Source organism: Roseomonas sp. CECT 9278 (assembly GCF_918698155.1).
Taxonomy (GTDB): domain Bacteria; phylum Pseudomonadota; class Alphaproteobacteria; order Acetobacterales; family Acetobacteraceae; genus Neoroseomonas.
This window is the reverse complement of the sequence record NZ_CAKKLX010000053.1, coordinates 16,644-31,123: the sequence shown is the minus strand read 5'-3', so window position 1 is coordinate 31,123 and position 14,480 is coordinate 16,644. Positions and strand designations below refer to the sequence as shown.

Annotated in this window: 13 protein-coding genes; 9 read left to right on the top strand and 4 right to left on the bottom strand. The window is 71.1% G+C overall.

Features of this window, described 5'->3' with window-relative positions:
- The 3 genes from LQ222_RS22815 to LQ222_RS22805 all read right to left on the bottom strand — a co-directional run.
- Positions 1 to 2,551: arylsulfatase (locus tag LQ222_RS22815; protein WP_230169174.1), on the bottom strand; the 2,551-nt coding region annotated here is incomplete at its 3' end.
- A 124-nt stretch (positions 2,552 to 2,675) separates the two neighbouring features.
- Positions 2,676 to 3,644, bottom strand: coding sequence for a helix-turn-helix domain-containing protein (locus tag LQ222_RS22810; protein ID WP_230169173.1), 969 nt, complete (start codon positions 3,642 to 3,644; stop codon positions 2,676 to 2,678).
- 66 nt (positions 3,645 to 3,710) lie between these two features.
- Positions 3,711 to 4,328: a hypothetical protein gene (locus LQ222_RS22805; RefSeq protein WP_230169172.1), complete on the bottom strand. Its 618-nt coding sequence runs from the start codon at positions 4,326 to 4,328 to the stop codon at positions 3,711 to 3,713.
- 342 nt (positions 4,329 to 4,670) lie between these two features.
- Here LQ222_RS22805 and LQ222_RS22800 point away from each other — a divergent pair, with 342 nt between their 5' ends.
- On the top strand, positions 4,671 to 5,207 hold the full coding sequence (locus tag LQ222_RS22800) for a hypothetical protein (RefSeq protein WP_230169171.1): 537 nt from the start codon (positions 4,671 to 4,673) through the stop codon (positions 5,205 to 5,207).
- Positions 5,208 to 5,275: 68 nt separating this feature from the next.
- Here the strand turns inward: LQ222_RS22800 and LQ222_RS22795 are convergent, their stop codons facing one another.
- Positions 5,276 to 5,965 carry an SDR family NAD(P)-dependent oxidoreductase gene (locus LQ222_RS22795; RefSeq protein ID WP_230169170.1) on the bottom strand — a complete coding sequence of 230 codons (690 nt, stop codon included), beginning with the start codon at positions 5,963 to 5,965 and terminating at the stop codon, positions 5,276 to 5,278.
- A 119-nt stretch (positions 5,966 to 6,084) separates the two neighbouring features.
- Here LQ222_RS22795 and LQ222_RS22790 point away from each other — a divergent pair, with 119 nt between their 5' ends.
- From LQ222_RS22790 to LQ222_RS22755, 8 genes are all read left to right on the top strand, one after another.
- The gene (locus tag LQ222_RS22790; protein ID WP_230169169.1) at positions 6,085 to 6,912 is read left to right on the top strand and encodes an IclR family transcriptional regulator; all 828 of its coding nucleotides are present in this window, start codon (positions 6,085 to 6,087) and stop codon (positions 6,910 to 6,912) included.
- Positions 6,912 to 8,012 carry a four-carbon acid sugar kinase family protein gene (locus tag LQ222_RS22785; protein ID WP_374202188.1) on the top strand — a complete coding sequence of 367 codons (1,101 nt, stop codon included), beginning with the start codon at positions 6,912 to 6,914 and terminating at the stop codon, positions 8,010 to 8,012. Before LQ222_RS22790 ends, LQ222_RS22785 begins: the two co-directional genes overlap by 1 nt.
- Positions 8,009 to 9,052: a 4-hydroxythreonine-4-phosphate dehydrogenase PdxA gene (gene pdxA / locus LQ222_RS22780; protein WP_230169167.1), complete on the top strand. Its 1,044-nt coding sequence runs from the start codon at positions 8,009 to 8,011 to the stop codon at positions 9,050 to 9,052. Before LQ222_RS22785 ends, pdxA begins: the two co-directional genes overlap by 4 nt.
- Positions 9,049 to 10,170, top strand: coding sequence for an iron-containing alcohol dehydrogenase (locus tag LQ222_RS22775; RefSeq protein ID WP_230169166.1), 1,122 nt, complete (start codon positions 9,049 to 9,051; stop codon positions 10,168 to 10,170). The genes pdxA and LQ222_RS22775 overlap by 4 nt, the downstream gene beginning before the upstream one ends.
- A 10-nt stretch (positions 10,171 to 10,180) precedes the next feature.
- Complete coding sequence (locus LQ222_RS22770) at positions 10,181 to 11,362, top strand: exo-alpha-sialidase (protein WP_230169165.1); 1,182 nt, start codon at positions 10,181 to 10,183, stop codon at positions 11,360 to 11,362.
- A complete protein-coding gene (locus tag LQ222_RS22765; protein WP_230169164.1) occupies positions 11,359 to 12,249 on the top strand; it encodes a dihydrodipicolinate synthase family protein in 891 nt (296 codons plus the stop codon). Before LQ222_RS22770 ends, LQ222_RS22765 begins: the two co-directional genes overlap by 4 nt.
- A gap of 54 nt (positions 12,250 to 12,303) precedes the next feature.
- Positions 12,304 to 13,278: a tripartite tricarboxylate transporter substrate binding protein gene (locus tag LQ222_RS22760; RefSeq protein ID WP_230169163.1), complete on the top strand. Its 975-nt coding sequence runs from the start codon at positions 12,304 to 12,306 to the stop codon at positions 13,276 to 13,278.
- A 207-nt stretch (positions 13,279 to 13,485) separates the two neighbouring features.
- Positions 13,486 to 14,463 (top strand): tripartite tricarboxylate transporter substrate binding protein, encoded by a 978-nt coding sequence (locus tag LQ222_RS22755; RefSeq protein ID WP_230169162.1) that lies wholly within the window; start codon positions 13,486 to 13,488, stop codon positions 14,461 to 14,463.
- Positions 14,464 to 14,480 lie beyond the last annotated feature (17 nt).

Below are 14,480 nucleotides of genomic sequence, written 5' to 3'. Positions count from 1 at the left end.
GCGCCGCGGGAGCCGGCGACGTGGCCGCGGGCGAACCCGGCGCCGCGCGCGGCGCGGGGCGTTCGGCCGCGGCCGCGCGCGCGGCCATTTCCTCGGCGAAGGCACGCACCGCCTGCGGCGTCACGGAGCTGACGCCCAAATCCACCACGATGCGCCCGATGCGCCCGGTGAAAGCGAAGGGCACCTGGTAGTCCTGGTCGTTCACGCCGGTGCCGGTGTCGAAGCCGACATCGAAGGTCTCGTCCCAGGCGTAGGTGAAGGGCACGCCGCGCGGGATCGCGCGCTGCGCGGCCTGCGTGCCGTTCACCGACAGCGTGCCGGTGCCGCCATGGCCGAAGGGGATCGGCCCCTGCGGATTCAGCACGAAGTCGAAGACGATGCTGTGGCGGCCGGGCGGCAGCGCCGCCGGGCCTTCCCAGCGCACCCGCTCCAGGTTCAGCAGGTTGAGCGTGAAGACCGGCTTGCCGTCCTTCAGGTACAGGCCCCAGCCGCCGAAGCGCCCGCCCTGCGTGAGCAGCACGCCATTGGCGCCGCCGGCGGGAACCTCGATCTCGGCGGTGATGCGGTAGGACCTGTTGAGCAGGTTCGGCGCCGCATTGGCCTGGGTGCAGCAGGACGGCCCGGTATAGACGAACTGCCGGCGACCAGCGGCGGGGCCGGGGCGCGGGTCGATCATGCGTGTCAGCGTTGTCATGTCGAGCGGGAAAACCTGGTTGCGCGTGGCTTCCATGGCGAAGATGTCGCGCATCATGCGCAGCCGGTCGGGGAACTGGCCGGCGACGCTGGTCATCTGCGTCGGGTCGTCGGCCAGGTTGTAGAGTTCCCATTGCAGCCCGTTCGCGACGTCGGTCGGGCGCGGCGCCATCGCGCTCCAGGGCGGTGCGGGCGGTGTCGTGTTGGCGAACCAGCCATCATGGTAGATGCCCTGGTTGCCGAGAATTTCGAAGTACTGGGTCCGCCGCGTGGACGGCGCATTGGCCGCGGCCGCGGGGAAGGTATAGGCCATCGAGGTGCCGGCCATCGGGCGCTGCGTGATGCCGTTGACCGTCTGCGGCGCCTGCAGGCCCGCCGCTTCCAGGATGGTCGGCACGATGTCGACCACGTGGTGGAACTGGGTTCGCGTGCCGCCGCGCTCGGCGATGCCGCGCGGCCAGGACACCGCCATCCCGTTGCGGGTGCCGCCGAAGTGGGAGGCCACCTGCTTGGTCCAGCGATACGGCGTGCCGAAGGCCCAGGTCCAGCCCACCGCCATGTGGTTGTAGGTCTGGTCGGTGCCCCAGGCATCGTACCAGGGCATCTGCTGTTCGGGCGTGAGGCCGACGCCGTTGAAGTACATCACCTCGTTCGGCGTGCCGTTGAGCGAGCCTTCGGCGCTGCTGCCATTGTCGCCGCTGATGTAGATGACCAGCGTGTTGTCGCGCTGGCCGAGGCGCTCGACCTCGGCGATGACGCGGCCGATCTCGGCGTCGGTATAGGCCAGGTAGGCCGCGTAGACATTGGCCTGGCGGATGAACAGCCGCTTCGCAGCGTCGGACAGGCTGTCCCAGCGCGGCACGTCGTCGGGCCAGGGCGTGAGCTGCGCATTCGCCGGGATCACGCCCATGCGCTGCTGGTTGGCGAAGATGCGTTCGCGCAGGCGTTCATAGCCGTCGTTGAACAGGTTCATCGCCTCGATCCGCTGCACCCATTCGCGGGTCGGGTGGTGCGGGGCGTGGGTGCCGCCGGGCGCGTAGTGGATGAACCACGGGCGGTTCGGCGCGATCTCGGTCTGGGTGCGGATATAGGTGATGGCGTCGTCCGCCATCGCGGTGATCAGGTTGAAGCCAGGGTTGCCGTTGTAGGGATGGATCGGCGTGGTGTTGCGGAACAGGTTGCCCGGCTGCCACTGGCTGGTATCGCCGCCGACGAAGCCGAAGAAGTAGTCGAAGCCCATGCCGACCGGCCAGTTGGTGAAGGGCCCGGCGGCCGAGGCCTCCCAGGCCGGCACGTTGTGGTTCTTGCCGAACCAGGCGGTGGCGTAGCCATTCGCCTGCAGGATGGCGCCGATCGTCGCCGTCTCGCGCGGGATGACCGAATTGTAGCCGGGGAAGCCGGTGGAGAGTTCGCCGATATTGCCGAAGCCGACCTGGTGGTGGTTGTGCCCGGTCAGCAGCGCGGCGCGCGTGGGCGAGCACAGCGCGGTCGTGTGGAAGGTGGTGTAGCGCAGCCCCGCCGCCGCCACACCATCGAGCGTCGGGGTGGGGATCACGCCGCCGAAGGTGGAGGGGGCTGCGAAGCCGACATCATCGGTCAGGATCAGCAGCACGTTGGGCGCGTTCTGCGGCGGCATGGTCTGCGGCGGCCAGGCCGGCTGGCTGTCGACCGCGTTGGGCAGGATCTGGCCGGTGAAGGGTGGCGAGGGCGGCGGCAGCTGCAGCCCCTGCGGCGTCATCACAGCGCTCGGCGCGCCGGGCGTGCCACGGAGCTGCTGCGCGGACACGCCCGCGGCCGTGGCGAGTACGATGACCGTCGCCGCAAGCAGCGCGAAACCCACCTTCGATATCGCGGCCATGCGCTCTCTCCCCAAAGACCGCCAGCGCGGTTTCGCCCTGCCCGAACGCTAACACTCTGCACGATCACGGCTACGTCAAAACGAAGTCAACACTATCCGAAATGGGCGAATTCACTGTGGCGACTCAAGCACGATCGGCATACGAAACGGTCTGCGACGGTAATTCGCCGAATAGCGCGCGATAATCCTTGGCAAAGTAGCCCAGGTGCCAGAAGCCGTGCGTCAGCGCGACCGACTTCACCAGGCGCTCGCCGCCATGGCCCGCGCGCAGCGCCCGGCGCGCCAGCACCAGGCGGCGCAGCTTGAGGTAGGATGGCGGCGTCATTCCCACCACCGCAACGAAGGCATCGTGCAGCTTCCGGCGCGAAACGCCGATCGCCGCGCACAGCTCGTCCCGGTAGATCGGGCGGCCAAGGTTGTGGCGCAGGCACTCATCCGCGGCGCGCACCACCCGCGTCGCCTCCCGCAGCGCGCGCCCGCGCGGTTCGCGGCCAAGGCCAGGCGCGAGGGCCGTCGCCACCAGCTCCTTCAAGGATGCCGCGAGCCCCTCCGCGCAGCCGGGCATGGCGAGCACCTCGGGAGCCTCCTGCGCCAGCCGCCCCGCGGCGGCGAATGCGGCCGAAACTTCGCCGAAGATCTCGGGCGTCATGTTGAGCACGCCGGGCATCGCGGCTGGGCGGCGGCGGCTTTCAAGGTCGGCCAATTCCTCCGCCATGGCGCTCGGCACGGCCAGCGAGCCCCAGACCTGCGGGTCCGGGCAGGTCACGATGAACTCCATCCCGCCGGGCACCAGGATCGCGTTGCGCGCGCCGATCGCGCTGCCATTCGACACCGGCATGCGTCCATCGCTGCTCAGCGGAACAACCAGCGCGGACAGGCCGGGCTGGAGCGCCGCGCGCGTGACATGGGCCGAATCCGCCGCGTGCTGCACCACCACATCGCCGACGCGGAGCACGCGCAGCGTGGCCTCGAAAGGCTGCCCTGGCATCGGCAGGTATTCGACATCCCCGCCGAGCAGCGCGGCGGCGAAGGCGTCGTGATCGTCGTATCGACGAACGCCGGCCGCCGCCTGCGCGCCAATCTCCTTCAGCATGGGACGCCTCCGTCGATCCAGGTTTCCGGCAAGCCTGGCGCGCGACCATAGCGCGCCGGCCGGGCGTCAGAAACGCAGGTTCGTGCCGATGATCGGGCCGCCCATGTTGAGCGCGATGTTCGTGCTGCCCTTGTCGTAGTCGATGTGGATCCAGCGGAAGCCGGCCGAGACGCTGATGCTTTCGGTGACCTGGTAGTCCACGGTGCCGAAGGCCTGCCAGGTGAATACCGACCCGACTCCGAAGCCGCCGATGTCGCCATAGGCGGTCAGCGAGAAGCGATCGCTGAGCCGCAACACCCCCCGCGCGCTGATCACCGGGTCCACCCAGCTGGTCGATGCGTTCTGGGTCCGTCCGGGCAGCCGGCCGGCGTCGAGCGTGAGCTCGGTGTCGAACCACCAGCCGCGCACGCCACCACCCAATTCGATACGCCCGGCCGATCCGTCCGCCACCGTGTACAGGCCGATGGCGGAGACCTCGACGGACTGCGTGCGCGCGCTGCCGCCGCTGTACGCCCCCAGGCCCGGCACCGGCACGCCCTGCTGGAGGTTGAGGTACATGATGTCGGTGACGATGCTGATATTGCCGCGGCGCGCGTCCGGCAGGCCCATACAGGAGAACTTCGTCGTCCCGAAGATGTCGCCGAAACCGGCCGTGAAGCTCTCGCCGCCATGCGGCCCGGTCACCTCGCCGCCCAGACCCGAGCACCAGACATAGGGCGGGAGCGTGAAGCTCCGCGCCTCGTGCGCCGGTGGCGTGCCCTGCGCCGCGGCGGGCTCGCCATCGGCACGAGGCCCGCCACGGCCCCCTGCATCCCGAAGCGAGACATCACGCTCATGCCCGACCCTTTCCGTCGTTGCGCGACCCGGATGAGCCGGGCCGGTAGAACGGTCTCGACCTCGCCGGTGCGGCGCGCCGGTCGCCGCGCGGGCCTTTTGGCGTGGGCGCCCAGCCTGGCCGCGGCCTCGCCAATTGGCGCCCACTGTCCAGGCGATGAAGGGTGGTTCACTTCCGGCCGCGCCGCGTTCATGCACGCCAACATCGCGACCGGTCAGGCCGTTCGCGATGCCGGGCAGATCGACAACACACTCATCATCACCATCAGCGGCGACGATGGCGGCAGCGCCGAAGGCCAGGCGCACGGCACGCCCAACGAGGTCGCCTTCTTCAACAGCGTCGAGATCCAGGTCGAACAGCAACTGCCCGTCATCGATGCCTGGGGCAGCGAGCGCTCCTATCCCAACCTCGCCGTCGGCTGGACCTGGGCCTTCGGCACGCCCTGCCAGTGGACCAAGCAGGTCGCGTCGCATTTCGGCGGCACGCGCAACGGCATGGCGATCTCCTGGCCGCGGCGCATCACCGACCGCGGCGGCATCCGCCAGGCCTTGGCGCGGACGCTGCCCTTCGCGGTGCAGGGGGACGAGACCTTCGATGTCGCCCAGGATACGGGCTCGTCGGTCGATGACCGCGACTACCGGACGCCGTTTGCCTTCACCGGGCGGCCTGAAAGCCTGTCGTTGACGCTGGGCGAATCCACCCTGCCGCGGGCTGCGGCACGCGACTGATCAGCATGCAGACGCGGTGGCCGTGTCCGCACACGGCGCGCTGGTGCGCGCCGGCGACGTCGAGCCTGTCACAGCGAACTGCCGCCGCAGATCAGCATCTGCTGGCCCGTGATGGCGCCTGCCTCCGGCCCCAGCAGGAAGGCGGTGAGCGCCGCGACCTCCTCAGGGCGGATATACCGCCCGATCGGGGGAAGCTTCGGCGCCACCGCACTGCGCGCCGGATCGCGCAGCATGGGCGTATCGGTCGCGGCGGGCGCGACGACATTCACCGTGATGCCGCGCGGCGCAAGCTCGATCGCCCAGGAGCGCGCCATGGCGACCAGCGCCGCCTTGCTCGCGGCATACTGGCTGCGCCCGGCCGAACCCGCGGCGGTGCGACTGCCCATCAGCACGATCCGCCCGCCATCCGTCATGCGCGGCACCAGCGTGTCCGCCAGCAGCGATGCCGCATCGACATGCAGGCGCCACAGCGTCCGCCCGGCCTCCGCATCCAGCGACCCGACCATGCCGCCGCGCATCAGCCCGGCGGCATGGACGAAGGCCGTCGGCCTCAACCCGCCAACCGCGGCGGCCAGTGCCGTCGGATCGAGCAGGTCCACGCCACGATGCTCGAAGCGGGCATCGGCCAGGCCGGGATCGGTGCGGCTGAGGCCCGTGACGCGCCACCCGTCCCGAAGCAACCGCGTGGCGATGGCTGCGCCGATGCCGGAGCTGGCGCCGGTGACGATCGCGTGGCTGCTGGTTGCGTCGGCGGTCATGCAGCGTCCTTCCCGTGGCGCGTGTGGCCCGCTTGACAGGGCGAGCGCCCAGCGGATAGCAAGGCGGACACGAACGAACAAGTGTTCGCATTCCGATCAACCAGGGAGGGCAGGCGGCGGTGGACGGCACGCGGGGTCGCGTCGAGAACCCGAAAAACCTGGTCCAGTCCGTCGCCAAGGCCTTCGCGGTGCTGAAGGCCTTCGGGCCCGAGCGCCCCGAACTGACCGTCGCTCAGGTCGCGGCACTGACCGGGCATGACCGCGGCACCGCCTTTCGCCTCATCCACACCCTGGTCGACCTCGGCTATCTGCGCGCGGTGCCGGACGGGCGGGGCTTCCGGTTGACGTTGAAGTGCCTGGAACTCGGCTACGCCGCGCTGTCCGCCGGCGACCTGCCCACGCATGCCCGCCCGCTGCTGCGCGAGCTCGTGCCGGACGTGGCCGATGCCGGGTCGCTCGGCGTGCTGGAGAAGGGCGAGGTGATCTACCTCGCGCGTGTCGAGGCCGGGCTCGAGCGCCACGGCGTGGTGCGTCGCCCGGGCACGCGAATCGGCGCCTATGCCACCGCGCTCGGCCAGGCGATCCTGGCCTGGCTGCCGCGGGAGGAGCGCGTCGCGCAGCTCGGCAGCGTGCCGCGGGTGAAGCTGTCGGACCGCACCGTGACGGACCTCGATGCGCTGCTGGGGCGGCTCGATGAGGTGCGGGCGCGCGGCTACGCGGTCTCGGACGGCGAGAACGCCTATGGGCTGCGCACGGTCGCGGCGCCGGTGCTCGATGCGCAGGGCGCGCCCGTCGCGGGGGTGAGCCTGACGATCGGCGGCGATCGGTTGCCGCTGCCGGACTTCATCGCGCTGACCGCGCCGCGCGTCCGCGCGCTGGCGGAGGAGCTCGGCACCGCGCTGCGTCTGTCGCTGGGCACGATCGGGGCGGGTGGGTCGCAGCGATGATGCGTCCGGTGCTCCGCCTGATTGCCGACGACCTGACGGGCGCGCTGGATTCCGCGGCCGAGCTGACCGGGCTGTGTGGCCCCGTGCCGGTGCGCTGGCACGACATCGCGCCGGAAGGAAGCCTCGCCATCGATGCCGGCACGCGCGAGGCGTCGCGCGACGCGGCGTTGGCCAGGTTGCGCGCCCTGGCCCCAACGCTGCAAGGCGCCGACATCGCCTTCAAGAAGGTCGACAGCCTGCTGCGTGGGCATGTCGCGGCGGAGCTCGCGGCCTGCCTGGCGGCTGGCTCCTGGCGGCATGTCGTGCTCGCGCCCGCCTTCCCGGCGCAGGGGCGCATCACGCGCGGCGGGCGCGTGCTGGTGCGGCAGGCGGATGCATCGTTTGCCGCGGCGGCGTCGGATCTTGGGGCGCTGCTCGCCGCCGAGGGGCTGCGCGCACGGCGCGGCGATCCGTCCGCGCCGCTGCCGCCGGGCCTGTCGGTCTTCGATGCGGAGCAGGATGCCGACCTCGCGCGCATCGTCGCGCGTGGCCGCCTGGCGGACGGCCCGGTGCTGTGGTGCGGCAGCGGGGGCCTGGCGCGCGCGCTGGCCGGCATGTCGGCCGCGGCGGTGGACGGCGTGCTGTGTGGTCCGGTGCTCGGGCTGTTCGGGTCGGACCAGGCGGTGACGGCACGACAGCTCGCGGCCTGCGGCGACAGCGCCGTCGCCATCGGCTCCGGTGACGATAGCGCCACGGTGGCACGCAGGCTGGACGCCACGGGCCTCGCGATGGTGCGCGTCGCGCTGCCCGAGGGTCTCGATCGTGTCGAGGCGGCGCGACGCATCGCCGTCACCATGGCCGGGCTGACGCAGCGCCTGCCGCGGCCCGGCACGCTGATCGTCGCCGGAGGGGAAACGCTGCGCGCGATCTGCGATTCGCTCGGCGCCGGCGGGCTCGACGCCGTGGGCATCGTGCAGCCTGGCGTGCCGCGTTCCGTGATCCGCGGCGGCGCCTGGGATGGCGTGCCCGTCATCTCGAAATCCGGCGGCTTCGGGGGCGATGCGCTGTGGCGCGACCTGCTCGCCGAAGCCCTGCCGACCTACCGGAGCATGCCTGCATGACGCCCCGCCACCTCGCGATCACCATGGGCGATCCCGCTGGCATCGGGCCCGAGATCATCGTGAAGGCCTGCCGCGCGCTGCAAGGCCGCATTGCCGCCGGCACGCTGCGGCTGCTGGTGATCGGCAGCGGCGTCGCGCTGGAACGCGCGCGGCTGGCGCTGGTGCCGGAGCTCGCGCTGCCCGAGGTCGCGGCGGATGCCGACTGGCCGGCGCTTTCCTTCCTGCAGGCCGGGCCCGAGGGCGCGCCGATCGCGCCCGGCGTGCTGTCGGCCGACGCGGGCCGCTTCGCTTATCTCGCGGTGGAACACGGCGTACGGCTTGCGCAGGCGGGCCGCGTCGGCGCCATCGTGACGGCGCCGCTGAACAAGGAAGCGCTGAACAAGGCCGGCTACCACTATGCCGGCCATACCGAGATGCTGGCGGAACTGACCGGCGTGAAGGGCAGCGTCATGCTGCTCGCGCACGGCAACATGCGCGTCAGCCATGTCACGACGCATTGCGCGCTGGAGGATGTGCCCAAGCGCGTCACGCCGCAGCGCATCCGCCTGGTGCTGGACCTGACGCAGCAGGCGCTGCGGGGGTTGGGCATCGCACACCCGCACATCGCCGTGGCCGCGCTGAATCCCCATGCCGGCGAGGGCGGGCTGTTCGGCCGGCAGGATATCGACGTGGTGGCGCCCACCATCGCGCAGGCGGTCGCGGACGGCATGCATGTGAGCGGCCCGGTTCCAGGGGACACCGTCTTCGTGAAGCTGCGCGCCGGGCAGTTCGACGCGGTGGTCGCGATGTATCACGACCAGGGGCATATCCCGGTGAAGCTGCTCGGCTTCCATGTCGATCCGGCGACGGGAAAATGGGATGCGCTGTCGGGGGTGAACATCACGCTCGGGCTGCCGGTGATCCGCACCTCGGTCGACCACGGCACCGCCTTCGACATCGCGGGCAAGGGCATCGCCAGCGAGCGCAGCCTGATCGAGGCGATAGAATACGCCGAATTGCTCGCCGCGCACCGCGTCACTGGCACGGAAGCCGCCGCATGAACGACCTGCTGACGCCGATCGAAATTGACCGGCCCACGCGCATCGCCTTCGGCCCCGGCCAGGTCGCCGCCATGGGCGCCTGGGCACGCGAACGCGGCGTCATGCGCAGCCTGGTCATTGCCGGTGGCTTCAACGCCGCGCGCGTGGATCTGCTTGGCCTGCCGGGCGAGGTGACGGTGTTCGGCGCGGTGAAGCCCGAGCCGGATATCCCGAACCTCGACGCCGCGCTGGCCCTGGCCGAGCGCGTGCAGCCGCAGCTCGTCGTGGGCTTCGGCGGTGGCAGCGCGATGGACCTGGCGAAGCTGGCGGCCGTGCTGCCGGGCAGCGGGCAGACGCTGCATGACGTCGTGGGGCCGGAGAAGGTGGCGGGACGGCGCGTGTTGCTGGCGCAGGTCTCGACCACCTCGGGCACCGGCAGCGAGGCCGGGTCGCGTTCGTTGGTCACCGACCCCGTGACGCAGAACAAGCTCGCGGTCCAGTCGCGGCACATGATCGCCGACCTGGCCGTGGTCGATCCCGACCTGACGCTGAGCGTGCCCGCGGCGGTGACGGCGGCGACAGGCGTCGATGCGCTGGCGCACTGCGCGGAAGCCTTCACCAGCCGGCGCGCGCATCCGCTGATCGACGTGTACGCGCTGGAAGGCATCCGCCTGGTCGGCCGCTTCCTGCCGCGCGCCGTGGCCGATGGCCATGACCGCGAGGCGCGGGCGGGGCTGGCGCTGGCCTCGCTGTATGGCGGCTTCTGCCTGGGGCCGGTGAACACCACGGCGGGGCATGCCGCGGCCTATCCGCTGGGGACGCGGCATCACGTCGCGCATGGCCTGGCCTGTGCGGTGATCTTTCCGCACACGCTGGCATTCAATGCGCCGGCGATGCCGGAGAAGACCGCGCTGGTGCTCGATGCGCTCGGCCTTGGTGGCGCGCGCGACGTGCTGGCGGCAAGCCATGGCTGGTGTGCGGCGCTCGGCATCGAGATGCGGCTTTCAGCGCTTGGCGTGCCGCAGGATGACCTGCCCACCATGGCGAGCGAGGCGCATGCCATCCGCCGCCTGCTCGACAACAACCCGCGCGACATGAGCCGCGAGGACATCCTCGCGCTCTATCGCGCCGCCTTCTGAGGAAACGCCCATGCCCGACGCCGGCGTGATCGACCGCCCCGAAATCCTCGCCCCCGCCCCGGGCGATGCGGCGCGCATCGAGGCCTTCATTCCCACACCCTGCGTGCAGAACCACGCCGCCTTCCTGCTGCCGCTGCCGGGCGGCGACATGGGCTGCGTGTGGTTCGGCGGTACGCAGGAAGGCGTGCCGGACATCTCCGTGCATTTCTCACGCCTCGCAGCCGGTGCAGATCGCTGGTCGCCGGCGGTGCGCCTGTCTGACGACCCGACGCGATCCGAGCAGAACCCGCTGCTGTTCAACGCGCCGGATGGGCGGCTGTGGCTGCTGTGGACGGCGCAGGTCTCGGGCAACCAGGACACCGCCATCATCCGCCGTCGCATCTCGGCCGATGGCGGCCGCAGCTGGGGGCCGATCGAGACGCTGTTCGGCGAGCAGCCCGGCTTCGGCACGTTCATCCGCAGCCCGATCGTTGTGCTGGACAATGGCGACTGGCTGCTGCCGATCTGGCGCTGCACCAAGCCGCCGGCCGGCGCCTGGACCGGTGATCTCGACACGAGTTCGGTGATGATCTCCTCCGACGCCGGCGCGACCTGGATCGAACATGCGGTGCCCGGCAGCACAGGATGCGTGCACATGAGCATCGTCGACCTGCGCGATGGCACGCTGGCGGCGTTCTATCGCAGCCGCTGGGCGGATTCGGTCTATCGCAGCCACTCATCGGATGGGGGGAGGAGCTGGTCCGCGCCGCAACCCACCGACCTGCCCAACAACAATTCATCGGTGATGGCGACGCGCCTTGCGGATGGGCGCCTCGCGCTTGTCTACAATCATTCGAGCGAGGCGGATGCGACAGGCCGGCGCCTGTCGCTGTATGATGATATCGGCGGCGATGACCTCGCCCCCGTCGCGCCGCCTGCGGGCCGCAGCGCCTTCTGGGGCGCACCGCGCGCGCCGATGACGCTGGCGCTGTCGTCGGACCAGGGGCGCAGCTGGCCGATCCGCCGCAACCTCGAGACCGGCGACGGCTACTGCCTGACCAACAATTCGAAGGACCGGCTGAACCGGGAATTCTCCTACCCGTCGCTCTGCCAGACACCCGACGGCGCGCTGCACATCGCCTACACCTACTGGCGCCAGGCCATCAAGTACGTGCGCGTCGCACCCGACTGGGCGGCGGGAGAGAGCGCATGACCGCGCTGCATCCGCGCGGCGTTTTCTCCGCCGCGCTCACGCCGATCACCGCGGACCACGCGCCCGACCACGCGCTGTTCGTCACGCATTGCCGGCGGCTGCTGGCGGAGGGCTGCGACGGCATCGCGATGCTCGGCACGACTGGCGAGGCGAATTCCTTCGCCGCCGACGAACGCCGCGCGTTGCTTGAAGCCGTCGTCGCCGCCGGCATCGCGCCCGACCGCCTGTTGCCCGGCACCGGTGTGGCGGCATTGAGCGAGACAGTCGCGTTGACGCGCCACGCGCTGTCGCTGGGTGTCACCACCGTCGTGATGCTGCCGCCATTCTACTACAAGGGCGTCACCGATGACGGGCTCTTCGCCGCCTATGACGAAGTGGTGCAGCGCATCGCCGATCCGCGCCTGCGCATCGTGCTTTATCATATCCCGCAGATGTCGGCGGTGCCGATCCCCTTCGGCGTGATCGAGCGCCTGCGCGCAGCACACCCCGGCGTGTTCACCGGCATCAAGGATTCCGCCGGCGACCTCGCGCATATGGAGGCGCTGGTCGCGACCTTCCCGGGGCTCGCGGTGCTGGCCGGCGCCGATCCGCTGATGCTGCCGCTGCTGCGCAAGGGGGGCGCGGGCTGCATCACCGCGACATCGAATCTGGTCGCCGCCGACCTCGCCTTCGTGTTCCGCCATGTCGCCGATGCCGCGCGCGCGGAGGAAGTCGATGCCGCGCAGGCGCGCATCGTCGCCATGCGCAACCGCGCCTCGCGCTTCGCGCAGATGGCATCGCTGAAGGCGCTGCTGGCGCATCGCACGGGGGAGGAAGGCTGGCATCGCCTGCGCCCGCCCCTGCTGCCGCTATCCGCCGCAGAGCGAAGCGCGCTGCTCGCCGACTGAACGCATCAACACGGTCGCACGCAACGTCGCGCGACCCACAGGAGGTAACACATCATGCAACGACGCCATCTGCTTTCCGCGGGCACCGTGCTCGGCCTCGGGATGCTGGCAGCGCCGGCCATCGCGCAGGGTGACCGCCGCACGATCCGGATGGTCGTGCCCTACCCGCCCGGCGGCGCGAGCGACATCATCGCGCGGCTCATCGCGCCGCCGATGAGCGAGTCCCTCGGGCAAACGGTCGTGGTCGAGAACCGCTCCGGCGCCAATGGCGCGATAGGCGCCGAAGCGGTCGCCCGCGCCGCGCCCGACGGGCTCACGCTGCTGATGGGCAATGCCGGGCCGAACGCGCTGAGCCAGGCCTTGCGCGGCAGCCAGCTGCCGTATGACAGCGTCCGGGACTTCACGCCGATCAGCCTGGTGTCCTCGGTGCCGATGCTGATCGCGGTGCATCCGAGCTTCGGCCCGACCAACGTGCAGCAGCTGATCGCCCATGCGCGTGCCAATCCGGGGCGGGTGAACTACGGCACTGGCGGCGTCGGCTCGATGCCGCATCTCGCGATGGCGCAGCTGGCCAGCGTCACGGGCGTCGACATGGTGCATGTCGGGTTCCGGGGCGGTGCGGCCAACATGACGGCGGTGATCGGCGCGCAGATCCTGGTCGCGGCCGATACCGCGCCGCTCGTGCTGCCGCACGTGCGCGACGGCCGCCTGCGGGGCCTTGCCGTGACGTCGAGCGCCCGCATGCCGCAGGCGCCCGACCTGCCGACGGTGGCGGAGCAGGGCTTCCCCGGCTTCGAGGCAACCAGCTGGAGCGGCGTGATGGGCCCCGCCAGGTTGCCGGAGGCGGAGACGGCGCGCCTGCACGCCGCCGTGGTGCGTGCGATGACACTGCCCGACGTCCAGGCCGGGCTGCAGCGCCAGGGCATCGAGCCGCGCACCAGCACGCCGGCGGAATTCGCGGCGCATGTCGCCTCCGAGGTGCGGCGCTGGAGCGAGGTTGTCCGGGTTGCCAACGTCCAGTCGGAGTGAGCGGGAGCGCCGGAGGAGTGACCCGGCGCCTCTGCCGATCCCGACGCGGGCCGACTAGGCCCGCGGCGTAACCAGTGCGTGGCGGCTCGCCGTCGTTCCCGGCGTGCCGACATCGAACGAGGCCGGCGTCGCTGGCTTCACGTGACGCGTCATCCACCAGCCCGCATGAGGAAGCCTGCCATGCCGACGAAAGTGAGGGACGCAGCCATGCTGAACAGACGGACGCTGGCAGTCGGCGGCGCCGCGGTCGCGATCGGCGCGCCGCGCAGCGCAGGCGCGCAAGCGGCCTGGCCGCTCGGCCGGCCGATCCGCGTGATCTGCCCGACCCCGCCGGGGGCCGCGAACGACATGCTCGCGCGCCTGCTGGCGCAGCGGCTGCAGGACCGGCTGGGCGCCGTGGCAGTGGTCGAGAACCGGCCGGGCGGATCGGCGCTGCTTGGCACGAACATCGTGCTCCAGGCGCCACCGGACGGCTTCACGCTGCTGGCCTCGACCTTCAACACGGCGGTCATGCCCCTCGTGCTCAAGGCCGCGACCTTCGATCCCCAGACCGACCTGACCGTGATGGGGCGGACGGCCCAGGCCCCGCTGGTCATGGTGATCAGCGGCACGCGGCCGGAGCGGACGGTGCAGGAGGTCGTCGCGGCGGCCAAGGCGCGGCCGCAGGACTGGAATATCGCGATCTCCGCGCTGGGGTCGGCCGGCCACCTCGCGACGATCGACTTCATGCGCCGCACCGGCGTGGACCTGAACGTGGTCACCTATCGCGGCACCCAGCCGGCGCTGGCCGACCTGATGGGCGGCAGCGCGCAGCTGCTGATCGACCCGAGCTTCGCGCTGCTCGCCAGCCGGGCCGATGGGCGCATCCGCGCGCTCGGCATCGCGACGGCGCAGCGTTCCCCATTGGCCGCCGATGTGCCCACCATGGCGGAGGCGGGCCTGCCAGGCTTCGAGTTCACGGCCTGGTACGGCGTGTGGGGGCCGAAGGGCACGCCACCCGAGATCGCCCAGCGCGTCAACGCCCTGGTCCAGGAGACGATGCGTGATCCGGAGATCGCGCAACGGCTCGCCACCCAGGTGATCGAGCCGGTCGTCGAGAGCATCGACGACAGCCGGCGCTTCATTGCCGCCGAGATCCGCCGCGCCGGCGAGTTGCTGCGCAGCGTGAACTACCAGCCCGAATAGGCGCCGGACCGGGCCGG